General features: G+C 72.3%; 28 protein-coding genes. 12 read left to right on the forward strand and 16 right to left on the reverse strand.

Going from position 1 to position 24,804, the window contains the following annotated elements; translation table 11 throughout:
• Window positions 1–46: 46 nt before the first annotated feature.
• Window positions 47–424, reverse strand: coding sequence for a hypothetical protein (locus AMY39116_RS0333745; RefSeq protein ID WP_020422009.1), 378 nt, complete (start codon window positions 422–424; stop codon window positions 47–49).
• A gap of 175 nt (window positions 425–599) precedes the next feature.
• Between AMY39116_RS0333745 and AMY39116_RS0333750 the strand changes: the two genes are divergently transcribed.
• Window positions 600–2,135: an alkaline phosphatase gene (locus AMY39116_RS0333750; RefSeq protein WP_020422010.1), complete on the forward strand. Its 1,536-nt coding sequence runs from the start codon at window positions 600–602 to the stop codon at window positions 2,133–2,135.
• Between the two features lie 10 nt (window positions 2,136–2,145).
• On the opposite strand, the gene AMY39116_RS0333755 is transcribed toward AMY39116_RS0333750, so the two are convergent.
• The 5 genes from AMY39116_RS0333755 to AMY39116_RS0333775 all read right to left on the reverse strand — a co-directional run bounded on the left by AMY39116_RS0333755 (window position 2,146) and on the right by AMY39116_RS0333775 (window position 5,738).
• A complete protein-coding gene (locus tag AMY39116_RS0333755; protein ID WP_020422011.1) occupies window positions 2,146–3,336 on the reverse strand; it encodes an RNA polymerase sigma factor in 1,191 nt (396 codons plus the stop codon).
• The gene (locus AMY39116_RS0333760) at window positions 3,333–3,686 is read right to left on the reverse strand and encodes a YciI family protein (protein WP_020422012.1); all 354 of its coding nucleotides are present in this window, start codon (window positions 3,684–3,686) and stop codon (window positions 3,333–3,335) included. Before AMY39116_RS0333760 ends, AMY39116_RS0333755 begins: the two co-directional genes overlap by 4 nt.
• 86 nt (window positions 3,687–3,772) lie before the next feature.
• Window positions 3,773–4,108: a transcriptional regulator gene (locus AMY39116_RS0333765; protein WP_039791909.1), complete on the reverse strand. Its 336-nt coding sequence runs from the start codon at window positions 4,106–4,108 to the stop codon at window positions 3,773–3,775.
• Window positions 4,105–4,524, reverse strand: a complete 420-nt coding sequence (locus AMY39116_RS0333770) for a hypothetical protein (RefSeq protein ID WP_020422014.1) — start codon at window positions 4,522–4,524, stop codon at window positions 4,105–4,107. The genes AMY39116_RS0333765 and AMY39116_RS0333770 overlap by 4 nt, the downstream gene beginning before the upstream one ends.
• A gap of 212 nt (window positions 4,525–4,736) precedes the next feature.
• On the reverse strand, window positions 4,737–5,738 hold the full coding sequence (locus AMY39116_RS0333775; protein ID WP_020422015.1) for an Lrp/AsnC family transcriptional regulator: 1,002 nt from the start codon (window positions 5,736–5,738) through the stop codon (window positions 4,737–4,739).
• A 111-nt stretch (window positions 5,739–5,849) separates the two neighbouring features.
• Between AMY39116_RS0333775 and AMY39116_RS44080 the strand changes: the two genes are divergently transcribed.
• Both AMY39116_RS44080 and AMY39116_RS0333785 read left to right on the forward strand, forming a co-directional pair.
• Window positions 5,850–7,178 carry an MFS transporter gene (locus tag AMY39116_RS44080; RefSeq protein ID WP_020422016.1) on the forward strand — a complete coding sequence of 443 codons (1,329 nt, stop codon included), beginning with the start codon at window positions 5,850–5,852 and terminating at the stop codon, window positions 7,176–7,178.
• Window positions 7,175–8,539 carry a CHASE3 domain-containing protein gene (locus AMY39116_RS0333785; RefSeq protein WP_235716265.1) on the forward strand — a complete coding sequence of 455 codons (1,365 nt, stop codon included), beginning with the start codon at window positions 7,175–7,177 and terminating at the stop codon, window positions 8,537–8,539. The genes AMY39116_RS44080 and AMY39116_RS0333785 overlap by 4 nt, the downstream gene beginning before the upstream one ends.
• On the opposite strand, the gene def is transcribed toward AMY39116_RS0333785, so the two are convergent.
• Window positions 8,511–9,128 carry a peptide deformylase gene (gene def / locus AMY39116_RS0333790; protein WP_020422018.1) on the reverse strand — a complete coding sequence of 206 codons (618 nt, stop codon included), beginning with the start codon at window positions 9,126–9,128 and terminating at the stop codon, window positions 8,511–8,513. The two genes, AMY39116_RS0333785 and def, sit on opposite strands and share 29 nt — an antisense overlap.
• 73 nt (window positions 9,129–9,201) lie before the next feature.
• Here def and AMY39116_RS0333795 point away from each other — a divergent pair, with 73 nt between their 5' ends.
• Window positions 9,202–9,618, forward strand: a complete 417-nt coding sequence (locus tag AMY39116_RS0333795; RefSeq protein WP_027936455.1) for a CBS domain-containing protein — start codon at window positions 9,202–9,204, stop codon at window positions 9,616–9,618.
• Between the two features lie 917 nt (window positions 9,619–10,535).
• On the opposite strand, the gene AMY39116_RS0333800 is transcribed toward AMY39116_RS0333795, so the two are convergent.
• On the reverse strand, window positions 10,536–10,751 hold the full coding sequence (locus AMY39116_RS0333800; protein WP_017984202.1) for a dodecin: 216 nt from the start codon (window positions 10,749–10,751) through the stop codon (window positions 10,536–10,538).
• 331 nt (window positions 10,752–11,082) lie between these two features.
• On the opposite strand from AMY39116_RS0333800, the gene AMY39116_RS0333805 reads away from it, so the two are divergent.
• Window positions 11,083–11,718, forward strand: a complete 636-nt coding sequence (locus tag AMY39116_RS0333805) for a nitroreductase family protein (RefSeq protein ID WP_020422020.1) — start codon at window positions 11,083–11,085, stop codon at window positions 11,716–11,718.
• Between the two features lie 4 nt (window positions 11,719–11,722).
• Window positions 11,723–12,205 carry an NUDIX domain-containing protein gene (locus tag AMY39116_RS0333810; RefSeq protein WP_020422021.1) on the forward strand — a complete coding sequence of 161 codons (483 nt, stop codon included), beginning with the start codon at window positions 11,723–11,725 and terminating at the stop codon, window positions 12,203–12,205.
• Window positions 12,206–12,855: 650 nt separating this feature from the next.
• On the opposite strand, the gene AMY39116_RS0333815 is transcribed toward AMY39116_RS0333810, so the two are convergent.
• From AMY39116_RS0333815 to AMY39116_RS0333825, 3 genes are read right to left on the reverse strand one after another with little or no spacing between them, the layout of a single operon-like run.
• Window positions 12,856–13,335 (reverse strand): SRPBCC family protein, encoded by a 480-nt coding sequence (locus AMY39116_RS0333815; protein ID WP_027936456.1) that lies wholly within the window; start codon window positions 13,333–13,335, stop codon window positions 12,856–12,858.
• A complete protein-coding gene (locus AMY39116_RS0333820; RefSeq protein WP_039791908.1) occupies window positions 13,271–13,681 on the reverse strand; it encodes a helix-turn-helix transcriptional regulator in 411 nt (136 codons plus the stop codon). Before AMY39116_RS0333820 ends, AMY39116_RS0333815 begins: the two co-directional genes overlap by 65 nt.
• Window positions 13,682–13,711: 30 nt before the next feature.
• Entirely contained in the window at window positions 13,712–14,119 is a 408-nt protein-coding gene (locus AMY39116_RS0333825) for a RidA family protein (RefSeq protein ID WP_027936457.1), read from the reverse strand.
• A gap of 27 nt (window positions 14,120–14,146) precedes the next feature.
• Between AMY39116_RS0333825 and AMY39116_RS0333830 the strand changes: the two genes are divergently transcribed.
• The 4 genes from AMY39116_RS0333830 to AMY39116_RS0333845 are packed head-to-tail and all read left to right on the forward strand — an operon-like array spanning window position 14,147 to window position 19,722.
• Window positions 14,147–15,559, forward strand: a complete 1,413-nt coding sequence (locus tag AMY39116_RS0333830; protein ID WP_020422025.1) for an FAD-dependent monooxygenase — start codon at window positions 14,147–14,149, stop codon at window positions 15,557–15,559.
• A gap of 24 nt (window positions 15,560–15,583) precedes the next feature.
• Window positions 15,584–16,195, forward strand: a complete 612-nt coding sequence (locus tag AMY39116_RS0333835; RefSeq protein ID WP_020422026.1) for a TetR/AcrR family transcriptional regulator C-terminal domain-containing protein — start codon at window positions 15,584–15,586, stop codon at window positions 16,193–16,195.
• Window positions 16,196–16,204: 9 nt separating this feature from the next.
• Complete coding sequence (locus tag AMY39116_RS0333840) at window positions 16,205–16,609, forward strand: MmcQ/YjbR family DNA-binding protein (protein WP_020422027.1); 405 nt, start codon at window positions 16,205–16,207, stop codon at window positions 16,607–16,609.
• The gene (locus AMY39116_RS0333845) at window positions 16,606–19,722 is read left to right on the forward strand and encodes a BTAD domain-containing putative transcriptional regulator (RefSeq protein WP_020422028.1); all 3,117 of its coding nucleotides are present in this window, start codon (window positions 16,606–16,608) and stop codon (window positions 19,720–19,722) included. The genes AMY39116_RS0333840 and AMY39116_RS0333845 overlap by 4 nt, the downstream gene beginning before the upstream one ends.
• Here AMY39116_RS0333845 and AMY39116_RS0333850 read toward each other — a convergent pair.
• From AMY39116_RS0333850 to AMY39116_RS0333865, 4 genes are all read right to left on the reverse strand, one after another.
• A complete protein-coding gene (locus AMY39116_RS0333850) occupies window positions 19,700–20,473 on the reverse strand; it encodes an ABC transporter permease (RefSeq protein ID WP_020422029.1) in 774 nt (257 codons plus the stop codon). The genes AMY39116_RS0333845 and AMY39116_RS0333850 overlap by 23 nt on opposite strands.
• The gene (locus AMY39116_RS0333855; RefSeq protein WP_020422030.1) at window positions 20,473–21,429 is read right to left on the reverse strand and encodes a daunorubicin resistance protein DrrA family ABC transporter ATP-binding protein; all 957 of its coding nucleotides are present in this window, start codon (window positions 21,427–21,429) and stop codon (window positions 20,473–20,475) included. The genes AMY39116_RS0333850 and AMY39116_RS0333855 overlap by 1 nt, the downstream gene beginning before the upstream one ends.
• 101 nt (window positions 21,430–21,530) lie before the next feature.
• Entirely contained in the window at window positions 21,531–22,013 is a 483-nt protein-coding gene (locus AMY39116_RS0333860; protein ID WP_020422031.1) for an SLATT domain-containing protein, read from the reverse strand.
• Window positions 22,014–22,070: 57 nt separating this feature from the next.
• A complete protein-coding gene (locus AMY39116_RS0333865; RefSeq protein WP_020422032.1) occupies window positions 22,071–22,310 on the reverse strand; it encodes a hypothetical protein in 240 nt (79 codons plus the stop codon).
• A 17-nt stretch (window positions 22,311–22,327) separates the two neighbouring features.
• On the opposite strand from AMY39116_RS0333865, the gene AMY39116_RS0333870 reads away from it, so the two are divergent.
• On the forward strand, window positions 22,328–22,828 hold the full coding sequence (locus tag AMY39116_RS0333870; protein ID WP_020422033.1) for an endonuclease V: 501 nt from the start codon (window positions 22,328–22,330) through the stop codon (window positions 22,826–22,828).
• A gap of 40 nt (window positions 22,829–22,868) precedes the next feature.
• Here the strand turns inward: AMY39116_RS0333870 and AMY39116_RS0333875 are convergent, their stop codons facing one another.
• Entirely contained in the window at window positions 22,869–24,293 is a 1,425-nt protein-coding gene (locus AMY39116_RS0333875; protein ID WP_027936459.1) for an MFS transporter, read from the reverse strand.
• An 85-nt stretch (window positions 24,294–24,378) separates the two neighbouring features.
• On the opposite strand from AMY39116_RS0333875, the gene AMY39116_RS0333880 reads away from it, so the two are divergent.
• Window positions 24,379–24,777 carry a MarR family winged helix-turn-helix transcriptional regulator gene (locus AMY39116_RS0333880; RefSeq protein WP_020422035.1) on the forward strand — a complete coding sequence of 133 codons (399 nt, stop codon included), beginning with the start codon at window positions 24,379–24,381 and terminating at the stop codon, window positions 24,775–24,777.
• Window positions 24,778–24,804: the final 27 nt, after the last annotated feature.

The raw sequence follows: 24,804 nt of genomic DNA on the forward strand, positions 1-24,804 counted from the left end.
AGGCACTCCACGTCGGCCTCCTCGGTACCAAGCTAGTACCGGCGGGTCAGGACGCGAGCGGCTCGGCGCCTTCGGGCACCGGAACGAGGGCGGGCTTGGGCAGTTCCGCGCAGCTCACGCGCAGTTCGGCCGGCCGCGGGGTGGCCCAGGTGCCCAGCATCAGGAAGGTGACGGACTCGCCGGGCCCGAGGTCGAGCGCGTCGGGCAGGCGGCGGGTGAGGGAGCGGTCGTAGCGGTCGCCGAAGTCGACCCGGACCCCGGTGGCGAGGACCGGGCCGGTGTTGGTCAAGCGGTACCACTGCTGCGGCTGGGCCTCGAGGCGGAACGCGGGCGCCGGCCCACCGCCGCGGCGGGGCCGGGCCGACCGGCGGCCGAACCAGAACGCCGTCGCCACGGCCAGGACCAGCACGGCCACCTCGATCATCAGTCGCACAACCAGCGTGATCGTCCGTTCGGGGCAGTGCGCTACCCGGGGTGATCGAACCGTGATGTGACAAGCACGATCATCAATGTCCCGTCCACCAGGGATTCGGGCAGCGGCCACCCGGGGTGCTTAGCGTGTGCGCGCCTTTCCTCCCGAACCCCCGAAAAGGTGACGCATGACCGACCTCTCCCCCACCCGCCGTCAGGTCCTGATCGCCGGTGGCGCCGCGCTCGGCGCCGCCGCCTTCGCCGGCTGGGGCACCGCCTCCGCCAGCCCGGTGCGCGACCCGTTCACGCTCGGCGTCGCGTCCGGCGACCCGCTGCCCGACGGCGTCGTGCTGTGGACGCGGCTCGCGCCCGAACCGCTGGCCGCCGACGGCCTCGGCGGCATGCCGTCGAAGGTCGTGCCGGTCGAGTGGCAGGTCGCCGCCGACGAGCGGTTCCGGCACGTGGTGCGCGCGGGCGCCGAGATCGCGCGGCCGGAGTCGGCGCACACCGTGCACGCCGAGGTGTCCGGCCTGCGGCCCGGCGCCGAGTACTTCTACCGCTTCCGCGTCGGCAACGAGATCAGCCCGGTGGGCCGCACGAAGACGGCGCCGCGGCCGGGCGCGCGGCTGGACAAGTTCTCGTTCGCGTTCGCCAGCTGCCAGAACTACCCGGACGGCTTCTACACCGCGCACGCCCACCTCGCGCAGGAGGACCTGGACCTGGTGGCGTTCCTCGGCGACTACATCTACGAGGGCAACGGGCAGGGCAGCATCGGCCGCGGGCACACCCCGGCCGCGGAGACGTTCACCCTGGCCGACTACCGCGTCCGGCTGGCCCAGTACAAGGGCGACGCGGACCTGCAGGCCGCGCACGCCGCGTTCCCGTGGGCGCTCGTGTTCGACGACCACGAGGTGGAGAACAACTGGGCGGGCGACATCTCGCAGCCCGACACCGAGCCCGACCAGGACCCGGCCGTGTTCCGGCAGCGGCGGGCCCAGGCGTTCCAGGCGTACTGGGAGCACATGCCGCTGCGCCGCGCCCAGCGCCCGTCCGGGCCGGACATCCGCATCTTCCGCAGGCTCACCTTCGGCGACCTGGTGGACGTGCACCTGCTGGACACCCGCCAGTACCGGGACGACCAGGTCGCGGGCGACGCGCGGCTGGACCCGTCGCGCACGATCCTGGGCGCGCAGCAGAAGGAGTGGCTGCTGCGCAACCTGTCCGGCCCGACCGCGCGGTGGAACGTCCTGGCGCAGCAGGTGTTCTTCTCCCAGCGCGACTTCACATCCGGCACGGCCGACTCGTTCAGCGACGACGCCTGGGACAACTACTACGTGGAGCGCAACCTGGTGCGCTCGAAGCTGGCGCAGGCGAGCAACCCGGTGGTCATCACGGGCGACGTGCACGCCAATTACGTGGCCGACGTGAAGGCCGACTTCGAGGACCCGGCGTCGGCGACGGTCGCGACCGAGCTGGTGGGCACGTCGATCTCCTCCGGCGGCGACGGGACCGACCAGAACTCCGGTGACCGCGTGCAGCTCGCGGAGAACCCGCACATCAAGTTCATCAACCGCAAGCGCGGCTACGTGCGCAACACGATCACCCGGGACTCGTGGACCGCCGACTACCGCATCGTGGACTACGTGACGCGACCCGGCGCGCCCGTCCAGACACGGGCGAGCTTCGTCATCGAAGCCGGCCGCGCGGGAGCGCAGCAGGTCTGACCGGGGTTCCTCACCCGCCGGTCTCCCGCAGCCGGCGGGTGAGGAACTCCCGCTCGGGCGCGTTCTCCGTCCGCCGCAAGGCTTCCTCGTAGGCGCGCGCCGCCTCCTCCCGCCGGTCCAGGCGGCGCAGCAGGTCCGCCCGGACCGCGTGGAACAGGTAGTACTCGGCCAGCCGCAGGCGCTCCACGAGTGCCAGCCCGGCCGCGGGACCGTCGACCTCCGCCACCGCCACGGCCCGGTGCAGGGCCGCCACCGGGGACGGCGCGACCGCCATCAGCTGGTCGTACAGCGCCACCACCTGCCGCCAGTCGGTGTCCGCGGCGGTCGGCGCGTCGCTGTGCACGGCGTTGATCGCGGCCTGGATCTGGTACGGCCCCGGGCGCCCCCGGCGCAGGCACCGGCGCACCAGGGCCTGTCCCTCGGCGATCAGCTCCCGGTCCCACCGGCTCCGGTCCTGGTCGGCCAGCAGCACCAGCTCCCCGCCCGGACCGGTGCGGGCGGCGCGGCGCGACTCGGTCAGCAGCATCAGCGCGAGCAGCCCCAGCACTTCCGGCTCGTCCGGCATCAGCCCGGCCAGCACCCGCGTCAGCCGGATCGCCTCGGCGCACAGGGCCGCGCGCCTGGCCGTGTAGCCCTCGTTGAACACCAGGTACAGCACCGCGAGCACGGCCCGCAGCCGGTCCGGCAGGTCCGCCTCGTCCGGCACCCGGTACGGGATGCGGGCGGCGCGGATCTTGCCCTTCGCGCGCACGATCCGCTGCGCCATCGTCTTCTCCGGCACCAGGAACGCCCGCGCGATCTCGGCGGTCGTCAGCCCGCCGAGCAGCCGCAGGGTGAGCGCGACCCGCGCGGCCGGGGCGAGCGCCGGGTGGCAGCACGTGAAGATCAGCCGCAGCCGTTCGTCGGGCACGGCGCCCTCCTCCACCGGATCGTCACGTGCGTGCAGCAGGGCCGCGTGGGCCTGCCGGTCGTCGCGGGTCGCCTCGCGCCGCAACCGGTCCACGGCGCGGTTGCGGGCCGTCGTGATGATCCAGCCCGCCGGGCTGGGCGGAACCCCGTCCTCGGGCCACCGCCGCACCGCCGTCGCGAACGCGTCCTGGACCGCCTCCTCGGCGATGTCGATGTCGCCGAAGACGCGGACCAGGACGGCCACCGCGCGCCCGTACTCCTCCCGGAAGACGCGGGCGATCTCGTCGGTCAACCGCAGGACCCGTCGACCACCGGCCGGACCTCGATGGGCAGTGTGGTCGCCGCCGTCAGCTTGCGGCCCCACTCCAGCGCCTCGTCCAGGTCCGCGGCCTGGATGATGGTGAACCCGCCGACGTGCTCCTTGCCCTCCAGGTAGGGCCCGTCGGTGACGAGCACGTCGTCGCCCCGCGCGTGCACGACGGTGGCGGTGCTCGGCGGGTGCAGGCCCGCGTTGAACACCCAGGCGCCCGCGGCCCGCAACTCCTCCTGGAACGCCGCCACCTTCTCCATGATCGGCTCGAGGAATTCCGGCGGGGGCGGCTCGCCGTCGGGCTGGTAGATCGTGAGCAGGTAGTGGGTCATGGTCCCTCCTCGGGTTCGGTCTTCACCACCTACACGAACGACGACCCCGCGGATCGACACCTCAGCGAAATTGGCCGGGGCATCACTCAGTCGGGGTGCTGGACGGGTGAGGTGGTGTCGATCAGCGCACGAAGCGTCCGCTGGTACCGCTCGAAGGCCGCCCGGCCCTCGTCGGTGAGGGAGAGCCAGGTCCGCGGCCGCTTGCCCTCGTACCCCTTGACCACCTCGACGTACCCGGCCCGCTCCAGGGTGAGGATGTGCCGCGACAGCAACGAGTCGCTGACCTCGACTGTGTCGCGGAGCAACCCGAACGCGACGCGGTCGGCCGCGGCCAGCGCCGCCATGGCCGACAGCCGGACCGGCGCGTGGATGATCTCGTCGAGCTGGTGCCGGGGGTGGGCACCCGTCTTCCTGCCGCTCACCGGCGCGCGACCCGCCACGCCAGGACGATGAACGGCAGCGCGGGCAGCACTCCGGCCGGCACCGCCCACGGGGTGAAGCCCTCGGGGACGAGGAACTTGTCGAGCAGCATGGTGGGCACGGCGAGCCCGACGCTGGCCCAGACGGCCGCGTTCTCCAGCCGCGCGGCGGCCCGGTCGATCATCCGCAGCCGCAGGCCGATGAGGCCGGTGAGCACGACCACGACCAGCACCCCCGGCAGGACCAGGTCCCCGACGGCGGCCGGGGCGGCGATCAGCCCGATGTAGCAGGCCGCGGTGAACACGGCCATGACCGCCGTGGCGGCCACGTACCACCAGCGTTCCCGGCGGACCCGGCGGCCCACGCGGTCGATCGTGTCCAGCGCTTCTCGCGGATCCAGCTCATGGGGCGAGGCCATGTGTCCATGGTGACATGTACTTGAATGACACTCAAGTACTTTCCGGTCGGGTTTTTTCCGTGCCCCCAGCCCGGAAAATGCGTTGACCGTGGCGCCTGCACCGAGGGACTCTGGGCGTACCGAAACTCCACGCGACGCCCGCCCGATCCGCTGCGCCCGGCTCCACACCGCGCGCTCCGGTCCGGTCGCCGGGGCGCGCGTGCGCGGGCCCGCTATCGCACGGGCCGCCCCCGGCCGGCGCGGACCGAAGCCGCGCCGGTCGGGGTGACCAACGGCGCCACCGCCTTCAGCGTCCGCAGGATCGGCGCGGTCTCCAGGTGCGTGATCGCGGGCAGCGCGAGCCGGGTCGTCAGATATCGGTGCAACGCGCCGGTGTCCGCGCACAACGCGATCGACAGCAGGTTGGTGCGCCCGGTGGTGGCGGCGACGACGGCGAGTTCCGCGTGGCGAGCCAGTTCCGTCGCGACCGCGTCCAGGTGCACCGGGGGCACGGACATCCACAGCAGCGCCGAAGCCGTGATGCCGAGCAGCGCGTCGTCGATCTCGACGTCGAAGAACAACGCGCCGCGCCCGCGGAGTTCGTCGACCCGCCGGGCGACCGTCGATGCCGACCACCCGGTCGCCGCAGCCAGAGCCGTGTAGCCGGCGCGGCCGTCCTGCGCGAGCGCGGCCAGCAGCACGCGGTCCGTCTCGCCGAGCTCGACCGGTTCGCCCGTCGGCGCCGGGCGGCTCAGTTCCCGTTGCTGCGCGGGCGAAAGCGCGTCGAGGTGGCCACGCCATGCCGTCGGCCCGCCCAGGTAGGTGTGCAGCAGGTAGTGCGCCGACACGGAGGTGACGCTCGCGGTGCGCGGGACGTCCCGCAGCAGCAGCGAGTTCCCCGCGCCCGGCTCGGCGCGGACGATCGCGACGATCTCCGTGCCGCCCGAGGTCAGCCGGACCCAGGCCGTGTCGTCGCGCCGGGCGAGCGCGTGCGCGATGTCGTGCGCGGTGCTCGGCGCCGCGGTGAGCCGGACGATCCACTGCTGCCCACGCGTGCCGGCCGGGTCCGGAAGCCCGGTCACCCGCAGCCCGGCCTCGCGGGTGAGCCGCTGGTAGCGCCGCGTCACGGTCTGAGTCGACGTGCCCAGCACGGCGGCGATCTTCGTGAACGGCGCCCGCGCGTCCAGGTGGAGGGCGTGAAGCAGTCCGCGGTCGAGCTCGTCCAGCACGGTCATTTCCCGCACTATAGCGCTTCTGATGGAGGAATCCGCCAGTTTTCGGCTCGTGAGTGGAACCAGTCTGACCCTCCCCGCACGCTGTCGCCGACCGCGTAGAAGGGAAGCCGGATGAACCACCGAGCGGCGCTGACCGCACTGCTGACCGCCGAAGCGATGAACCTGCTGGACTCGACGATCGTCCAGGTCGCCGCGCCCGCCGTGCACGCGAGCCTGCCCGGGCCGGTGGCGGACGTCCAGTGGTTCAGCGCCGCCTACACCCTGCCGTTCGCCGCGCTGCTGATCACCGGTGGGCGGCTCGGCGACCTCGCCGGGCGCCGCCGGGTGTTCCGGCTCGGCGTGACGGCGTTCCTGCTCACCTCGCTGGCGTGCGCGCTCGCGCCGGCCGCGAACGCGTTGATCGTGTTCCGCGCCGCGCAGGGCGCGTCCGCGGCGGTGATCATCCCGCAGACGATCGGGCTGATCCGCGCGATGTTCACCGGCCCCGCGCTCTCCCGCGCGCTGGGCGCGATCGGCCCGGTCATGGGGCTCGCGGCGGTGTGCGGGCCGGTGCTCGGCGGCGTGCTCACCGAGGCCTGGACCTGGCGCTCGGCGTTCCTGGTGAACGTGCCGCTGTCGGTGATCGTGCTGCTGCTCGCCCGTGGCCTGCCGGAGGACCGCGCGCCCGGCCGCCCGCGCCTGGACCTGCCGGGCACGGTGCTCGCGGTCCTCGGCCTCGGGCTGCTCGTCCACCCGCTGACGCAACCGTCCACTCCGGACTACCGGCTCCTCGCCGCCGGCGCCGTCGTACTCGTCGTCTTCGTGCTGCACCAGCGCCGCAGCCGCGCTCCGCTCGTCGAACGGTCCCTGTTCGCCGGACGACGGTTCCCGGCCGCGCTGGTCACCTCGGCGCTGTTCTTCACCGCCACCTCGGGCCTGACCCTGGTCGTGGTCCTGCACGAGCAACTGGACGCGGGCGCGGGTGTGCGTGCCGCCGGGCTGACGCTGGTGCCGTGGTCGGCCGGGCTGGGCGTGGCGTCCTGGGTCGCGGGCTCGGTCCTGGTGCCCCGCTTCGGCGACCGCGTGATGCCCGCCGGGCTCGCCGTGTTCGTCGCGGGCCTCGTCACCGCGTGCCTGGTGGCCGATCACGCCGCGTTCCTCGGAGCACTGGGGGTGATCGGAATCGGCGCGGGGTTGTTCAGCCCGGCGTTCTTCACCGCGGCGTTGCGCGCGGTGCGCCCGGTGGAAATCGGCTCCGCCGCGGGATTGCTCAACGCGGTGCAGCAACTCGGTGCGACGCTCGGTGTCGCGCTGCTCGGCGGTGTGTTCTTCGGCAGCGGAGCGCTTGCGGCGTACCGGATCGGGATCGCATTGGCGATCGGCGCCGCGGCAGGCGCCGCGGTGATGGCGGGAAAACGACGCTCTCGGTTTTCCGGTGAAGCGGGTTATCGTGTTTCGTGACCATTCCGCGATTCCGGCCGCGGACTTTGCGGTGGCAGGTGATCCTGCTCGTCAGCGGGTTGCTCCTGCTGCTCACCACCACCGCGATCGTCACCACCGCGGCTCGCGTCCACGTGACCGACGTCGGTTCGCGGGTGCGGGACACGCTGCGCCCGGCGCAGGCCGCGGTCGCCGCGCTCGGCCGGGGTTACGTGGACATGGAAACGGGCGAACTCGGTTTTCTGCTGACCCGTGATCCGCAATTCCTGCAGCCCTACGAAACGGGGAGCGCGGCGGTCACCGCGGCGGAGGACAGCATCGCCCGGTTGATGGCGGACGACGCGGAAACGATGGACCTCCTTTCCGCGGTGAGCGCGGCCGGGATCGCCTGGCGGACCCAGGCCGCCGAGCCGGCGATCGCGCGGGTCCGCGCGAACGGCACCGTCGCGGACAACCAGCAGGGCAGGGCGTTGTTCGACACCTTGCGCGCCCGGCTGACCGCGCTGGGCGACCACGTCGACCAGCTCATCGCGGCCAGGCTGGCGTCGTCGCGCCGGGCGAACGCCACCGCGAACGTGACCACCGGGGTGTGCGTGGGTCTCGCGCTGGTGCTGGGCCTGGCGAGCGTGCTCATCCTGCGCCGCTCGCTCGTCACGCCGCTGAACCGGCTGGTCGCGCAGGTGCGCGAGGTGTCCGCGGGCGACCTGCACCGCGAGGTCGAGGCGGCCGGGCCGGAGGAGGTGACCAGGCTCGGCGAAGCGGTCGAGGCGATGCGGGTGCGGATCCTGTCGGAGGCCGACCAGGTGGCGGCTGCCTCCAACCGGATCGCCCGGCTGGAGGAGACCGACCGGATCGCCCGCACGCTCGGCGACACGGCGATCCGCCGGCTCTACGGCATCACGCTGGACCTGCAGTCCGCGGCCGCCCGGTTCCCCCGGTCCGGCCCGGTGATGGCGACCGCGATCAGCGGCATCGACCGCACGATCTCGGCGTTGCGGAGCTCCGTCTACGGCACGGCGACGCGCACCCAGCCTCCGCTGCACACCCAGGTCAGCGAGGTGGTCGGGGAGCTGGAGAGCACCCACGGGCACGCGCCGGGGCTGCTGCTCACCGGCGACCTCGACGCCGAGCCACCCGCGGAGGTCGCCGCCGAGGTCACCCAGGTGCTGCGCGACTTCCTCCGCGCCACCGCGGTGCCGGAGGGCGGCGCGGAGGAGGTCGAGCTGGCCCTGTCCGGCGAGGAGATCCGGCTGCGCGTGGCCTGCGCGGTGCCGGACGAGCGGGTGGCCGGCGTGGAGCGGGCACTGGCGGAGGCGTCCGCGGACGCGGTGGTGCGCCGCGAGCCGGGCCGCGTCACGGTCGAGTGGCGGCGTCCGTTGTGACTACCGGGTAGGCCGGTTCGCTCATCTCCGCCAGCGCGGTCTCGCGGCCCTCCGGCGTGAGGTGGTCGATGTAGAGGCGGCCGTTGAGGTGGTCGGTCTCGTGCTGGAAGCAGCGGGCGAGCAGGTCGCGGCCCGGCACGGCGATGGGGTTGCCCCCGAGGTCGAAGCCGCGGACGGTGACCTGGGCGGGGCGTTCGACGACGGCCCTGGCGCCGGGCACGGACAGGCAGCCTTCGGGGTGGGCGCCGGTCTCGTCACCGGCGACCTCGATGACCGGGTTCACCACGTGGCCGGCGTGCCACAGCTCGCCCTCGCTGCGTGCGTAGCTCTCCGGGCAGAGGTAGACGAACACGCGCAGCGGGACGCCGATCTGGTTGGCCGCGAGGCCGACGCCGCTGGCGGTGCGCATGCTGACGAACATGTCGGACACCAGCTGGGCCAGGTCGTCGCCGAACTCGGTGACGTCGGCGCACGGCTGGTGCAGCACGGGGTTGCCGACGACGGTGATGGGCCGGGACTCACCCCGGGCGTAGTGGTGGGCCAGGTCGCCGCCGGTGGTGACGTCGTGGTGGACCTCGATCTCGGACATGGGACGAGTAAATCAACCGGGTGCGGGTATGACCGCGAGTGCCCAGTTCGAGTGCACCAAAAGGCAGGCAGAGATGACGAAGGCTCGCGAAATCATGACGCCGGACCCCGAGTGCGTGCGGACCAGCGACACCGTGCTCGACGCCGCGAAGCGGATGGCGGAGCTCCAGGTGGGGGCGATGCCCATCTGCGGTGAGGACAACCGGCTCAAGGGGATGCTGACCGATCGGGACATCGTGGTGAAGGTGCTGGCGGAGGGCAAGGACCCGCGCGCGGTGAACGCCGGGGAGCTCGCGCAGGGCGAGGCGGTCACGATCGGCGCCGACGACGATGCCAAGGAGATCCTGCGCACGATGGCGCAGCACCAGGTCCGGCGGCTCCCCGTGATCGACGGCCACGACCTGGTGGGGATCGTCGCGCAGGCGGACGTGGCGCGATCGCTGGACGAGCCCGAAATCGGCGATTTGCTGCAGGCACTGTCGGCCGATTGATGGCGGTGGGTTCATCCTCGCCCGGAGGGGCGTCAACGCTTGGTCGTTGAGCGCCCGCTCCGGGCTTTGCGCTGTGTCGTGGAGATCCGCTCGCGGGTTTGCGCCTCGTTGCGGCCCGCTCGTTGGCCGTGCCCTGCGTCGTAGAGGCCGCTCGCAGGTTTCCGCTCCTCGTTGCGACCCGCTCGCTGGCCGTGCGCTGCGTCGTAGAAGCCCCATCGAGGTGTCCGCCTCCACATAGCGACCCGCCCGCGACCGTGCGCCGCCTCGTAAAAGCCGCGCGCACGTCTCCGCCCCACACAGCGACCCGCCCGCGACCGTGCGCCACCCCGTAAAAGCCCCGCGCACGTCTCCGCCCCCACAAAGCGACCCGCCCGCGATCGTGCGCCGCCTCGTAAAAGCCCCGCGCAGGTGTCCACCCCCACATCGCGACCCGTCCGCCACCGTGCGCCGCCTCGTAAAGCCCCACGCACGCTTACGCCTCTACAAAGCGACCCGCCCGCGACCGTGCGCTGCCTCGTAAAAGCCGCGCGCACGCTTACGCCCCCACAAAGCGCCCGCCCGCCACCACGCGCCACCCCGCAAAAGCCGCGCGCACGTCTCCGCCCCACACAGCGATCCGCCCGCCACCGCTCTCCTCGTAAAGGCCCCACGCAGGTGTCCGCTCCTCATTGCGGCCCGCTCCGGTGTCTCGCTGTCCGGGGCTCCAGCCGATCTACCCCGCGCGTCTGTCCCCTGTTGCTCCAGTCAGGTGATCCAACCAATTCGACCCGATGGGGTGGCGATTTTCCGCCCAGCACCGGTTTTTGTCGGTCCCCGTCCTTAACGTGGCTGCCATGAACCCGACAACCCACCCTGGTCCCAAATGGACGGTCCGCATCCGCACCGCGCTGGTGGGTGCGGTGCGCGCCCTGGCCAGGTCAGTCCGCGTCCTCCAGCCGGAACCCGACCTTCAACCCGACCTGGAAATGACCGATCGCGCCGTTCTCGATGTGCCCGCGTATTTCGGTCACCTCGAACCAGTCCAACCCCCGCAACGTCTGCGCCGCACGCTCGATCCCCCCGCGAATGGCGGCGTCCAGGCTCTCACTGGACGAGCCGACGATCTCAGTGACGCGATAGGTGTGCCCGGCCATCTCAGGCCTCCTTGCCCTAGGCGAATCCCGGCCCCGGCATTGTCACCCGCCACGCCCGCCACCGCATCCCGCTGCCGATCTCGCGCGCCCGTCGCGACAACCCACCCAAGCCCCTGGGCGAACCCCAGCCTCAACATCGCCACCGCCACATCCCCCGCACGACTCCGCGCACCCACACACGACCTATGCGCCTTCCCCACGGCCAACCATCAACGCGCACCCACCCCACTCCCCTCCTGCCCGCTCTCCGCCCGGCCCACGAGTGGCCACCTCAAGATCCGCGCGTCGGGGACCGGCGCCGGTCCCAGGGGCGCATGCCAGGATCGGGGGCATGACACCAGAGGAGCTGTTGACCACCACCCGCAGCGTGCGCAAGCGGCTGGACCTGTCACGTCCCGTCCCGCGCGAGCTCATCGAGCGCGCGATCACCCTCGCGCTGCAGGCGCCCACCGGGTCGAACCGGCAGGACTGGCACTGGGTCGTGGTCACCGACGCCGACAAGCGCGCCAAGCTGGCCGAGCTGTACGCGAAGTCCTACAAGGCCTACCGCGACCTCGGCCCGGCGCCGGAGGAGCGCTACCCCGGCGACACGGACCGCGCCGCCACCCAGCACCGGGTGATGAACAGCGCCGACTACCTGGCCGAGCACATGGCCGAGGTGCCGGTGCTGCTCGTCCCGGCGATCCACGTCCCGGGCGGCAAGCTGCCCGAGGGCAACCAGGCCGGGTTGTGGGGCTCGATCCTGCCCGCGGTGTGGAGCTACATGCTCGCCGCGCGCACCCTCGGGCTCGGCACCGCCTGGACGTCGCTGCACCTGGTCTACGAGAAGGAGGCTGCTGAACTGCTGGGCATCCCGGACCACGTCCGGCAGGCTGCGCTGATCCCGACGGCGTTCTACACCGGCGAGACGTTCAAGCCGGCGAAGCGCCAGCCGCTGTCCGAGGTCCTGCACTACGACCAGTGGTGACCCGGTGCCCACGAAAAGCGCGGCGTTCCTGCTGTACCGCCTGACCGGCGGCGGTGGCGTCGAGGTGCTCATCGCGCACATGGGCGGGCCGTTCTGGGCGCGCAAGAACGAACGAGCCTGGTCCATCCCGAAGGGCGAGTACACCGACGAGGACCCGCTGCCCGCCGCACGGCGCGAGTTCGCCGAGGAGGTCGGCGAGCCCGTGCTCACCGGCGAGATCCTGGAGCTGGGCGAGTTCCGCCAGCCGAGCGGCAAGGTCATCACGACGTTCGCCGCGGAGGGCGACTTCGACCCGGCCGGCTTCGCCAGCAACACGTTCGAGATGGAGTGGCCGAAGGGCTCCGGCCGCGTGCAGGAGTTCCCGGAGGTCGACCGCATCGAGTGGGCCAGGCCCGAGCGCGCCGCGGAACTGCTCGTCAAGGGCCAGGTGCCGATCATCACCCGCCTGCGGGAAACGCTGGTGGCGCAAGGAGTCCTGCGCGCCTGACCCCAGTGACCCAGCACGGTTCCGCCCGGACACCTCACCTCCGGGCGGAACCACCGAGCAGGCCGGCTTGCCCCGACCGGCCGGCTTGCCCCGGCAGGCCGGCTAGCCCGGGCACATCGGCTAGCCCCGGCAGGCTGGCTAGCCCCGGCACACTGGCTTGCCCCGGCAGGCTGGCTTGCGGGGGCAGGCCAGCTTGCCCGGGGCAAGCCGCCGCGCCGGTGACGCGAAGATCTGCCACGCTACGCCCCGGGCCAAGCGGATCCACCGGACGTGCCACCCCGGCCCAAGCGGTTCTACCGGACGTGCCGCCCCCGGCCAAGCGGACCCACCGGACGCGCCACCCCCGGCCAAGCGGGCCCACCGGACGTGCCGCCCCCGGCCAAGCAGATCCACCGGACGTGCCACCCCCGGCCAAAGCGGATGCTGCCGCGGCACGGCGCGGAACCTGCCGCGGCAGGCGGAACCTTCACCGAGAGCGCGCACGCCGATCAGCCTCGCGCAGCGAGGCCCATCGAACCCACCCTTGAAGAAGCAGCCCCAGAACCAGTCGTCAGGCCAGCGACACCAGCCGACGGGCCAGACCACCAGCCGACAGGCCAGCACCACCAGCCGACGGGCCAGACCACCTGCCCTCAGGCAACCACCGGCCGTCAGGCGAGCGACACCGCGACCTGCTCCAGCTTGTCCAGCGACTCCTGCATGCCGCCCTCCATGCCGGACTCCAGGTGCCCGTCGCGGGTTTCCTTGTTCGGGTACTCGGCCAGCACGGTCAGCGTGGTGCGTCCCTCGTGCTCGGTCAGCGTCAGCGTGTTCAGCGACTCCGCGCCGGGCATGCCTTCGAACACCTCGGTCGACACGATCCGCTCGTGCGGCACGATTTCCCGGTACTCGCCGTGGAAGGCGACCTCGAAACCGCCGTTGGCGATCATCACGTTGCGCCATCTCCCGCCGACCCGCAGGTCGACCTCGACGGACGTGACCTCGCCACGCTCGCCCGCCCACCAGCGCTTCACCAGCTCCGGCGTGGTCCACGCCTGCCACACCAGCCGCGCCGGCGCGTTGAACTCACGCACGATCTGGATCTGGTTGTCCGCCGGGAGCGTCACCTTCGCCGTACCGCTGGTCGTCATCGTGCTCATCTCCGTCCTCCAGTTCCCTGAGTTCTTCCAACACCGCGTCCAAGCGGTCGAATCGCTCGTCCCACAACCGCTGGTAACCACTGACCCACTCGTGGATGTCCTTCAGCGGGCGGGCGTTGATGCGGTAGACCCGCTGCCGTCCGGAGTCGCGAACCTCCACCAGACCCACCTCCCGCAGGACCCGCAGGTGCTTGGACACCAGCGGCTGGGCGAGCCCGAGCACCGACACCAGCTCGTTCACCGGCTTCTCCCCGCCGGCCAGCAGATCGAGGATCTGCCGCCGCCGAGGTTCGGCCACCGCGTTGAACGCGTCCGCCGTAGTCGCTGCCCTTGCCATGCACCAAATATATACCCATATGGGAATGCGTCAAGGGATCCAGGCAACTGCATCGATTTCGACCAGGTAGCGGGGGTCGAACAGGGTCTGGACGCCGACGAGGGTGCTCGCCGAACGCGTGGTCACCCCGGCACGCATCGGCGCGAGGATCGCCTCCGCCAGCTCCGGGCGATATCCGGCGACGTAGATCGTGTGCTTGACCAGGTGCTCACGACTCGTGCCGGCCGCGGCGAGCGCGATGTCGATGTTGCGCACGATCTGCTCCGCCTGCGCGCCGTGGTCACCCTCGCCGACGAGTTCACCCTCCGCGTTCCACGCGACCTGCCCGGACAGGAACACCAGCCGCGACGCGGGCACGGCGACGGACAGGCTGAACATCTCGGGCAGCGCGAAGAGCCCGGCCGGGTTGGCGTACTGCGGCATCTCATCCTTGGTCATCGACCCAGCCTAGGCTAGGTTTGGTCAGTGACCAAGAACATCGTCATTGCCGGAGCAGGCCCGACCGGGCTGTGGCTGGCCGCGGAACTCCGCCTCGCCGGCGCCGAAGTGACCGTCCTCGAACAGCGCACCGAACGGGACCCGCACTCGAAGGCCCTCACCATCCACCCGCGCACCATCGAGGTGCTCGCCTCACGCGGCGTCGAGCAGCCCTTCCTGGCCGAAGGAATCCCCATCCCGCAGGGGCACTTCGCCGTGCTCGACGACCGCCTGGACTTCGCCCTGCTCGACACCGATTTCCCGATCACCCTGGCGCTCCTGCAGGCGCGCACCGAGGAACTGCTGGAAGACCACGCACGCGACAGGGGCGCGGACATCCGGCGCGGCCACCGCGTCACCGGCCTCACCGAACACCCCGGCGAAGTGCGCGTGACAGTCGACGGCCCAGATGGCGGATACACGATCGCCGCCGCGTACGTCGTGGGCTGCGACGGCACCCGCAGCACCGTCCGCGCCGCCGCCGGGATCGACTTCCCCGGCACGTCGGCGTCCGTGTACGGCTGGCTCGGGGACGTCGTGCTGACCGACCCGCCGTCCGCGGGCTCCTACAGCCGCGCGACCGCGGACGGGCTCCTCCTGGCCGTCCCGCTGCCCGGCGGCCTGCACCGGCTGGTCGGCCACAGCCCCGACGACATCCGCGCCGACCGGCCCGGCGAACTCACCCTCGACGAGCTGCGCGCCAAGGTCACCGCCATCGCCGGCCGCGACTTCGGCATGCACTCCCCCGCGTGGCTGTCCCGGTTCTCCAACGCCAGCCGCCAGGCCACCCGCTACCGCCGGGGACGCGTCCTGCTCGCCGGCGACGCCGCCCACATGCACATGCCGGCCGGTGGCGTCGGGCTCAACGTCGGCCTGCAGGATGCGATGAACCTCGGCTGGAAGCTGGGCGCGGTCGTGCGCGGCGAAGCGCCCGACGACCTGCTCGACACCTACCACGACGAACGCCACCCGGTCGGCGCCGAACTCCTGGAGCACACCCAGGCGCAGACCGCGCTGATGACCGCGTTCTCCCCGGACGGCCGCCGTCTGCGGTCGCTGCTCAGCACCCTCATCGCCGAACAGCCCGCGTTCGCCAAGGCCCTCGCCGAGCGGCTGTCCGGTTTGTCCGTCCGCTACCCCGGCGCGCACCCGCTCACCGGCACCCGTGCGCCGAACCTGAAGTTCGGTGACACCACGCTCTTCCGGCTCCTGCACGCGGGACGCCCGGTGCTGCTGGACTTCCGCGAGGAGCCCGGCCCCGCTGCCCCCGGCGCGATCGTCCACCACGGACGCCCGCTGGACGACCGGCCGGACTGGGCCGCGCTCGACACCGCCCTCATCCGCCCCGACGGCCACGTCGCGGAGGTGACCCCCAGCGGCGAGCCTGACCAGCACCGCTGACGGCCACCTGGCTAGCATCGCCCGGTGATCACCCGGAACGGCGACAGCCGGCGCGACGAGATCGTCCGGGCCGCGCTCGACCTGCTGGACGAAGAGGGCCTGGAGGCCGTCAGCCTGCGCGCCGTCGCGCGGCGGCTCGGTGTCCGGCTCAACACCGTCTCCTGGCACGTCAAGACCAAGGCGCGGCTGCGTGAGCTGATGGCCGAGGCGATCTTCGCCGGCATCTCCTTCGACGGGCTCCCGGACGACTGGCGGGACCGCACCGCCGAGCTGGCCCGCCGCTTCCGCCGCGCGCTGCTGGCCCACCGGGACGGCGCGTTCGTCGTGGCCGGGACGTTCGTCGCCGAGCCGGCCACCCTGCGCGCCGCGGAAGCGCTGGTCGCGGCCCTGCTCGACGGCGGCCTCGAACCCCGCGACGCGGGCTGGACCTGCTGGACGATCCTCTACTTCACGCTCGGCCTCACACAGGAGGAGCAGGGCGCGGCGGGCGCGGTGGCAGGCCTGCTGGAATCCGCGGTCACCCCGGACAGCCACCCCGCGCTGGCTCGCGTCCTGCCGCACCTCGTGGACAACGAGTTCACCCGCCGCTTCGAGTTCGGGCTCGACCGCATCCTGGACACGGCCGCACGTGGCTAGCCTGAACCCATGACGCCAGGCGAACTCAAACGACTGTGCCTGTCGCTGCCGGGGGCCCGCGAGGAGTTCCCGTTCGGCGAGGCCAACAGCGTGTTCAAGGTCGCGGGCAAGATGTTCGCCCTCAGCCCGCTCGAGTCGAAGCCGCTGCGGGTCAGCCTCAAGTGCGATCCGGACCTCGCGGTGCAGCTGCGCCGCGACCACCCGGAGATCACCGCCGGGTACCACCTGAACAAGCGGCACTGGAACACCGTCGTGCTGGACGGCGGCGTCCCCGAGGACCTGGTTCGGGAGATGGTCGAGGACTCCTACGACCTGGTCGTCTCCGGGCTGCCGCGCCGGGAGCAGGAGAAGCTGCGGTGGGTCGCGCTCAGCCAGGAGAAGACGCCCCGCGGATCCGGCAAGCCGGCCCGGTGACCGTCGAACTGACCCTGCTGCCGCGGGTGACCTGCCGCGGCCGGGAGATCACCGCGCCCCGGCTGCGGGACCTCCTCGCGCTGCTCGCCGCCGACCTCACCACCGGCTGCGGCACGGGCCGGCTCGTGGACGGGCTGTGGCCGGACGAGCAGCCGGAGAACCCGGTGAAGGCGCTGCAGATCCTGGTTTCGCGCGCCCGCTCGCAGCTCGGCCCCGACCTCATCGCCAGCACGCCGACCGGGTACCGCCTCACGCTCGAACCCGCTCAGGTCGACGCCGCCGCGCTGCTCCAGCACGCGTCCGCGGCCCGCGCGGACGATCCCGCGACCGCGCTCGCCGAGGCCGACGCCGGGCTCGCGCTCTGGGATGGCACCGCCGACGACGCGCTGGACCCGCTGTCCACCTTGCGCCGCGAACGCCTCTCCGCCCACCGCTTCCTCGTGCGCGCTCGCGGGCTGGCGCTGTCCCGGCTCGGCCGCCATGCAAAGGCGGTCGAACCGCTCACCGCCGCGGCGGCGGACCGGCCGCGTGACGAGGAAGTCCTGCTGGAGCTGCTGCGCTCGGAGTCCGCGACCGCCGGGCCGTCCGCGGCGCTGGCCCGGTTCGAGTCCTACCGCCGCGAGCTGCGGGACCAGCTCGGCACCGATCCCGGCCCGGAACTCCAGGCGTGGCAACGGGAAACGCTCGCCGGGGAGCGGCCTGCGGTCCGCCACGGCATCCCGCACGAGCCCAACCCGCTGCTGGGCCGCGCGGACGACATCGCGGCGGTCACGCAGCTGCTGCGCCGGTCCCGGGTCACCTCGATCGTCGGTCCCGGCGGGCTGGGCAAGACCCGCCTCGCGCATTCGATCGGCCGGGACGCCGAACAGCCGCTGGTCCACTTCGTCGGGCTGGCCGGTGTCCGCGCCGACGCGGACGTGGCCGGGCACGTCGCGACCGCGCTCGCCGTCGGCGAGGCGCGCCGCACCCCGAGTCCGCCGCCGCCCGACGACCTGACCGGCATCGCCGAAGTCCTCGGCGCCGCACCGGCGCTGCTGGTGCTGGACAACTGCGAGCACGTCCTCGACGGGGTCGCGGAGCTGGTCCGGGCCCTGGTGTCGATGACGCGGGACCTGCGTGTGCTCGTCACCAGCCGCGCGCCGCTCGGCCTGTCGTCGGAGTCGGTGTACCCGCTGCCGGAACTGGACCTCGACACGACGATCGAGCTGTTCGTCCAGCGCGCACGGGCCGCGCGGCCGGACGTCGACCTGCCCGCGGACACCGTGGCCGCGCTGTGCCGCCACCTCGACGGGCTGCCGCTGGCGGTGGAACTCGCGGCGGCGCGGGTGCGCGTGCTGTCGGTCGCGGAGATCGCGCGGCGCCTCACCGACCGGTTCGCGCTGCTGCGCGGCGGCCCGCGCGACGCGCCCCAGCGGCACCGGACGCTGCAGGCCGTCGTGGACTGGAGTTGGAACCTCCTCGACGAGCACGCGCAGGCGGCGATGCAGGCGTTGTCGGTGTTCCCCGGCGGGTTCACCGAGGACGCCGCGCGCCACCTGCTCGGCAGCCGCGACACGCTCGACGTGCTGGAGGAGCTGTCCGGTCAGTCCCTGCTGAAGGTCGTCGACACTCCCGTCGGCGCGAGGTTCCGGATGCTGGAGACGGTGCGCGAGTTCAGCGCCGCCCGCCTCGACGAAGCCGGCGGAACCGCGCGCGCCACCGAGGATTTCCTGGCGTGGGCACAGGATTTCGGCCTGGCCCACCACGAACCGGTGTTCGGTCCCGACCCGTACACGGCGAGCGAGCGGATCCGCGTCGAGCAGGACAACCTCCTGACGGCGATGCGGCTGGGCATCGAGCGGGCGGACGGCGCGACCGTCGCGGCCACGGCGGCGGCGCTGGGCGCGCTGTGGACGGCCGACTCCAACTACTCGCGCATGGCCGCGCTCACCACGGACGTCCCGGCGGTGCTCGCGCACTTCCACCCGAAACCGGAGTTCGTCGAGGTGACCCGCACGGCCGCGACCATGTGCGCCACCACGACCTTCATGCTCCAGGGTCCGCGCGCGGTGCGGTCGCTGGTCGTCCTGCGGCGGCTGCCCGAAGCGCCGCCGACGACGCTGGTCCGGGCGCTGTCCACCGTCCTGTCCACGCTCCCCAAGATCGATCCCCGCGAACTCGGCGCCCTGGGCGACAGCGATCAGCCGCTGCTCGCGTTCGTCGCGCACGCCGTGCACAGCTACTGGTGGGAGACCGCGGGCGACGGCGAGCAGGCACTCGCCTCGGCGGTGCGGTTGCTGGACGCGGCGGGCGATTCCGGTCTGCCGTGGGTCCGGTTGATGGCCCGCGCCCGGCTCGGCGAGCTGTACCTGCAGCGCGGCGAACCGGACGAAGCCGCCCGGCACCTGCTGGTCGCGATGCGGGTGCTGGCTGAGCTCGCGCCGTGGCCCGACACGATCGGCATCCGGTGGGGGCTCATGCTCGCCGCCCTGCAGAGCGGCGCGGTCGACGAGGCCGAACGCTGGCTGGCGAAGACGAGCCCGGGCGGCGGCGAGGACCGGTTCGACGTCATCACGTTCGACCTGGGGGTGCGCGCCGAGATCGCCTTGGCGCGCAACGAAATCGACCAGGGGCTCGCGCTGTGGCGGCAGGCGGTGGCCCGTCAGCGGGACAGTGGCGTGCTCCCCCTGCCGGAGGCGCCCGGTCTGGACGCGTGGTCGCTGGAGCTGCTCTGCGTCACCGTGATCGCGCACGCGCAGCACGGCAGGCTCGGACTGGTCGCCGACCTGGTCGCCGAGCTCCCTCCGCTGGCGCCGCCGTTGTTCAGCGAGAGTGCGGCGAAGGTGCCCGCCTACCTGATCGGGATGCCGGTGCGCGGCACCGTCCTGCTCGCGCTCGGGGTGCTCGCACTCGACCGCGGGGACCGCACCGGGGTGCGGCTGGTGGCGCTGGCCGAGCGGCTCGGGTTCCTGCGCAACTTCCAGCCCACGATGACACCGGCCGGGTTCCGGGCCGCCGCCGAGAAAGCCGACGGGCCGGCGTACGCCGACGCGGTGTCGGAGTACGCCGGCCTCGGGCCGGACGAGCTGCGCCTGGCGGCGCTGGACCTGCTCAGCGGGTCGGTTCCCGGTTGAACAGGCGCTTGGACCAGAAGTAGCCGAGGACGGTGATCCCCGCGCCCCAGCCGATGGCGCCCCAGCCGTACCAGCCGATCGGCGTGCCGGCGAGCAGGCCGCGCAGGGTTTCGATGACGGCGGTGAACGGCTGGTACTCGGCGAACCAGCGGATGCCGGCGGGCATCGAGTCCAGCGGCACGAACGCGCTGGACAGGAACGGCAGCAGGAAGGTCATCGGCAGCACCACGTTGCTGGCGCCCTCCGGGGTCTTGGAGACCTGGCCGAGCGCGGCGGAGAACCAGCTCAGTCCGAGCGTGAGCAGCAGCAGGACGGCGGCCGCGAGCAGCCAGTCGCCGAAGCCGGCCGAGGTGCGGAACCCCATCGCGACGGCCACCGCGAGGACGATCACGAGGTTCACCACGGTCTGGATGACGTTGCCGATGACGTGTCCGGTGAGGACGGACGCGCGGGCGATCGCCATGGTGCGGAACCGGGCGACGATGCCTTCGGTCAGGTCGGTGCAGATCGCGACGGCGACCGGCATCGAGGCCGAGCCGATGGTGAGCAGCAGGATGCCGGGCACGAGGTAGCCGAGGTAGTCGCCGCCGGCCGGCGCGCCCGCGATGCCGTTGCCGATCGCGCCGCCGAAGACGTAGTTGAACAGCAGCAGCATCATGATCGGGACGGCGACGACGCTCGCGGTCATGGACGGGTAGCGCATCGCGTGGCGCAGGTTGCGCCGCAGCATGGTGGCGGAGTCGGTGAACATCAGCGGGAGACCTTCTCTTCGGTGGGGTGTCCGGTCAGGGCGAAGAAGACGTCGTCGAGGTCGGGGGTGTGCACCGACAGGCCCTCGGGCTCGATGCCGGCGTGGTCCATGCGGTCGAGCAGCGCGCGCAGCGAGCGGACGCCGCCGTCGCTGGGGATCTGCAGGGTCCGGGCCTCGTCGTCGCGGGTGACCTCGCCGAACGTGCGGGCGGCCAGGTCGAGTGCGCGGTCGTCGGCGAAGCGGAGCTCGACGTGCCCGCCGGGGATGCGGCGCTTGAGCTCGGCCGGGCTGCCCTCGGCGACGAACACCCCGTGGTCGAGCACGGCGATGCGGTCGGCCAGCTCGTCGGCCTCCTCCAGGTACTGGGTGGTGAGGAAGACGGTGACGCCGCGGGCGACGAGGTCGCGGATGATCTCCCACATGGTGTGGCGGCTGCGCGGGTCGAGGCCGGTGGTCGGCTCGTCGAGGAAGATGATGCGCGGCTCGCCGACCAGGCTCATCGCGAGGTCAAGGCGGCGCCGCATGCCGCCCGAGTAGACCGCGGCGAGCTTCTTGCGCGCCTCGACCAGGTCAAAGCGTTCGAGCAGCTCGGCCGCCCTGCGGCGGCCCTCGGCCTTGGGCAGGTGGTGCAGGTCCGCCATCAGCCAGAGGTTCTCCTCGGCGGTCAGCTTGTTGTCGACGGCGGAGAACTGGCCGGTGACGCCGATGGCGGCGCGAACGCGGTCGGCCTCCGCGGCGACGTCGTGCCCGGCGATGCGGGCGCTGCCGGAGTCGGCCCGCAGGTAGGTCGACAGGATCTGGACCATGGTCGTCTTGCCCGCGCCGTTGGGCCCGAGCAGGGCGAAGATCGAGCCGGCCGGGATGCGCAGATCGATCCCGCCGAGCACGACCTTGTCCCCGAACGCCTTGCGCAGCCCGGCGACCTCGATGGCCGGGGTGGTCGTGGTGGTGGTCAAAGCCCCCTCCTCCGTGTGCTGTTCCGTTGCTGGTGACGAGCTTCGGAGGAGGCGGCTTCAGGAGGGCTTCAGGCCGGTTTCAGGGGTGGCGGGGCGGGGTTTCAGGGGCCTTCGCCGGGACGGCGGTGGCTCAGCCAGCGCTCGCCGAGCGAGTCCCAGATCCCCTGGTACTCGCCGAACATGCGGCGGATCACCTCGCGGTCCACCTGCTCGGGCGGGGTCTCGGCCAGGTAGTAGGTGAGGTCGTCGCGCAGCCGGTAGAAGCGGTACTGCGTCTCCTCCATGAGAACCCAGAGCGAGCGCCAAGCGAAGAACGGTTCGAGGGTGTTGACCACGGTCACCAGCGCGACGAGCGCGAAGCCGAGGCCGGCCCAGAAGTCCAGGTCCTGCAGGCCGAGGATGATCGTGGACGCGCCGGACAAGACGAGCGTCGCGACCCGGACGAGCGCGGACCGGCGGCGGAAGCGGTTCTTGCGGACCCGCGCGTAGCGGTTGCCGGTCTCGATGCGGGACAGCAGGTCCTGTGCCAGCTCGGCCGGGCTCAGCCCGGGCCGCGGCACCGCCGACTGGATGGGTTCCTCCATCGCGGCAGCTTAGGCGACCGTGATCATCGGGAAGAAGCCTGCGAAGACGCGCCCGGTCTACCGGCTGCGCCACCAGGACACGAGCCGCTCGGCGATGGCGTCCACGTCGGCGCTCAGTCCGAAGTGGTCGGACATCTCGTGGCGCAGGTACTCCCGGATCCCGTCCACGCCGGCGCCCGCGCGCAGCCGGGAGAGCAACGGCCAGACCAGGCAGTCGTACTCGTCGTCAACGGAATCCGCCACACCGATCGGATCCCACTCGTTGAGCAGGAGGCGGATCGGTTCGACGGGAAGCACGGGACCAGTATGGAGGCATGCGGCACACCCGATGCGCGGCGGTCGACGTGCACTACCCGGACGCGGGCGGCGCCAACGCGGCGTTGGTGCTCGCCGCCGGGCCCGCCTTCGCCGAGATCACCGGGGAGCACGTGGCGCGGCTGGACGAGGTCGAGCCGTACCGGCCGGGCGCCTTCTACCTGCGGGAGCTGCCGGCGATGCGCGCGGTGCTGCGCCGCGCGGGGCCGGTGGACCTGCTCGTCGTCGACGGGTACGTGCACCTCGACCCGGACGGCCGCCCCGGGCTCGGCGCCCACGCGCACGAGGAGTTCGGCGTCCCGGTGATCGGGGTCGCCAAGACGGCCTTCCGCACCGCCACGCACGCCATTCCGGTGCTGCGCGGCAAGGCGGTCCGGCCCCTTCACGTCACCGCGATCGGCCTCGCGCCGGACGAGGCCGCGCGGATCGTCCGGACGATGGCCGGTCCGCACCGCCTGCCGGACGCGCTGCGCCGCGTCGACCGGCTGTCACGCGAGTAGGGGCCCGTCCCCCCGAGGACGGGCCCCACCACCCCCGCGATCAGACCCGGGCGAGTTCCGGTTCCGGCGCCCGCCGCAGGCGCACCACGCCGGACAGCGCGATCAGCAGTCCGAGCGCCGCGATGCCGGTGATGACCGCCAGCGCCGGGGTCAGGCCGGTCAGCAGGTCGCCCTCACCGCTGCCCGTCAGCACCGCCGTCACGATCGCCAGGCCGATCGCGCCGCCGACCTGCAGCGACGTGTTCAGCAGGCCACCGGCGAGTCCCTGCTCGTTGTCGCTGATGCCGGTCGTCGCCTGGATGTTCAGGGACGAGAAGGCCAGGGTGAAGCCGATGCCGAGCAGGATCATGCTCGGCAGCACCGAACCGGCGTACCCCGAGTGCTCGTCGACGCGCAGGAACAGCACGTACGCGAGCACGTGCGCCAGCACGCCACCGAGGATCGTGCGCGACGTGCCGACCCGGTCGATCAGCGGCTCGATCCGCGGCGAACCGAACGCGACGATCAGCGCGGCAGGCAGGAACCCGAGCGCGGTCTCCAGCGCCGACCACCCCAGCACGTCCTGCAGGTACAGCATCACCACGAACTGGAACCCGATGTAGGCCCCGAAGAACAGCGCCGCCCCCAGGTTCGCCCGCGCCAGCGGCCCGGAGCGCAGGATGCCCAGCCGCAGCAACGGGTGGCTGCTGCGCTTTTCGATCAGCACGAACGCGGTCAGCAGCGCCGCCGCGACGACGAAGGTGATCAACGTCTGCGGCGAGGCCCACCCGGCCTCCGGCGCCTCGACGACACCGAACACCAGCAGCAGCGACCCGGCGGCACCGGTGATCGCGCCGGGCAGGTCGTAGCCGCCCGCCGAGTGGTCCCGCTCGTAGGCCGGGACGACCTTGATCGCCGACACCAGCGCGATCAACGCGATCGGCACCGGCAGCAGGAACGTCCACCGCCAGCCGACCTCGGTCAGCAGCCCGGAGAACACCAGGCCCGCCGAATACCCGCTGGCGCCGAACACGGCGAAGATGCTGATCGCGCGGTTGCGGGCCGGGCCCTCCTGGAACGTCGTGGTGATGATCGACAGCGCGGCCGGCGCGGTGAAGGCCGCCGCCAGGCCCTTGATGAAGCGGCTCGCGATGAGCAGCGCGCCGTTGTCGACGAGACCGCCGAGCAGCGACGCGACCGCGAACACGGCCACCGCGACGAGGAACACCCGCCGCCGCCCGAGCAGGTCCGCCGTGCGGCCGCCGAGCAGGAGCAGTCCGCCGTAACCGAGCACGTACCCGCTCACGACCCACTGCAGCGCGCTGGTGGACAGGCCGAGATCAGCCTGGATGGACGGCAGCGCGACGCCGACCATCGAGACGTCGAGGGCGTCCAGGCCCACGACCGTTGACACGGTGAGCAGCACGGCCCACAGCCGTGCGTCCCACCGCGTCGATGTGGTGGACAGGTGCGCAGGAGAAGTCATGGCAGCCAGATTACATGCGCGCGCATCTAATGCAAGGGGATTTAATGTCTTTGCATCAAATTCCCGTGCATGCTAAGGTGTCGCCATGGGTGATGTCGCCGAAGGCCGGCTGGTGCAGCAGTGGCACGAGCTGCTGGCCCTGCACGCGACCGTCTTCGGCGAGCTGGAATGCCGCCTGCAGGACGCGCACGGCATCGGGGTCAGTGAGTTCGAGGCCCTCGAACGGCTCGCGACCTGCGACTTCAAGTGCCGCTCCGCCGACCTCCTGGAGGCGGTGCACCTGAGCCAGAGCGCCACCTCGCGCCTGGTCGCCCGCCTGGAGAAGGAGGGCCTGGTCGAGCGCGCGATGTGCGAGCAGGACCGGCGCGGCATCTTCGTCTCGCTCACCGACGCCGGGCGGCGCCGCTACGAGGAGGCGAAGCCGACCCACCGCGCGGTGCTGCGCGCCACGCTCGGCGAGGCGCATCTGACGAAGGCCGGTTGACCCGCCGCTCCACGGGGTAGCTCACCG

This window comes from Amycolatopsis sp. ATCC 39116 (assembly GCF_000231075.2).
Lineage (GTDB): Bacteria > Actinomycetota > Actinomycetes > Mycobacteriales > Pseudonocardiaceae > Amycolatopsis_E > Amycolatopsis_E tucumanensis.

What these genes read in the sequence shown, in the direction of transcription:
- AMY39116_RS0333745 (WP_020422009.1), bottom strand. Translation starts at nt 424, where the DNA reads ATGATCGAGGTGGCCGTGCTGGTCCTGGCCGTGGCGACGGCGTTCTGG.
- AMY39116_RS0333750 (WP_020422010.1), top strand. Translation starts at nt 600, where the DNA reads ATGACCGACCTCTCCCCCACCCGCCGTCAGGTCCTGATCGCCGGTGGC.
- AMY39116_RS0333760 (WP_020422012.1), bottom strand. Translation starts at nt 3,686, where the DNA reads ATGACCCACTACCTGCTCACGATCTACCAGCCCGACGGCGAGCCGCCC.
- AMY39116_RS0333770 (WP_020422014.1), bottom strand. Translation starts at nt 4,524, where the DNA reads ATGGCCTCGCCCCATGAGCTGGATCCGCGAGAAGCGCTGGACACGATC.
- AMY39116_RS0333775 (WP_020422015.1), bottom strand. Translation starts at nt 5,738, where the DNA reads ATGACCGTGCTGGACGAGCTCGACCGCGGACTGCTTCACGCCCTCCAC.
- AMY39116_RS44080 (WP_020422016.1), top strand. Translation starts at nt 5,850, where the DNA reads ATGAACCACCGAGCGGCGCTGACCGCACTGCTGACCGCCGAAGCGATG.
- def (WP_020422018.1), bottom strand. Translation starts at nt 9,128, where the DNA reads ATGTCCGAGATCGAGGTCCACCACGACGTCACCACCGGCGGCGACCTG.
- AMY39116_RS0333795 (WP_027936455.1), top strand. Translation starts at nt 9,202, where the DNA reads ATGACGAAGGCTCGCGAAATCATGACGCCGGACCCCGAGTGCGTGCGG.
- AMY39116_RS0333800 (WP_017984202.1), bottom strand. Translation starts at nt 10,751, where the DNA reads ATGGCCGGGCACACCTATCGCGTCACTGAGATCGTCGGCTCGTCCAGT.
- AMY39116_RS0333805 (WP_020422020.1), top strand. Translation starts at nt 11,083, where the DNA reads ATGACACCAGAGGAGCTGTTGACCACCACCCGCAGCGTGCGCAAGCGG.
- AMY39116_RS0333815 (WP_027936456.1), bottom strand. Translation starts at nt 13,335, where the DNA reads ATGACGACCAGCGGTACGGCGAAGGTGACGCTCCCGGCGGACAACCAG.
- AMY39116_RS0333820 (WP_039791908.1), bottom strand. Translation starts at nt 13,681, where the DNA reads ATGGCAAGGGCAGCGACTACGGCGGACGCGTTCAACGCGGTGGCCGAA.
- AMY39116_RS0333825 (WP_027936457.1), bottom strand. Translation starts at nt 14,119, where the DNA reads ATGACCAAGGATGAGATGCCGCAGTACGCCAACCCGGCCGGGCTCTTC.
- AMY39116_RS0333840 (WP_020422027.1), top strand. Translation starts at nt 16,205, where the DNA reads ATGACGCCAGGCGAACTCAAACGACTGTGCCTGTCGCTGCCGGGGGCC.
- AMY39116_RS0333850 (WP_020422029.1), bottom strand. Translation starts at nt 20,473, where the DNA reads ATGTTCACCGACTCCGCCACCATGCTGCGGCGCAACCTGCGCCACGCG.
- AMY39116_RS0333860 (WP_020422031.1), bottom strand. Translation starts at nt 22,013, where the DNA reads ATGGAGGAACCCATCCAGTCGGCGGTGCCGCGGCCCGGGCTGAGCCCG.
- AMY39116_RS0333870 (WP_020422033.1), top strand. Translation starts at nt 22,328, where the DNA reads ATGCGGCACACCCGATGCGCGGCGGTCGACGTGCACTACCCGGACGCG.
- AMY39116_RS0333875 (WP_027936459.1), bottom strand. Translation starts at nt 24,293, where the DNA reads ATGACTTCTCCTGCGCACCTGTCCACCACATCGACGCGGTGGGACGCA.
- AMY39116_RS0333880 (WP_020422035.1), top strand. Translation starts at nt 24,379, where the DNA reads ATGGGTGATGTCGCCGAAGGCCGGCTGGTGCAGCAGTGGCACGAGCTG.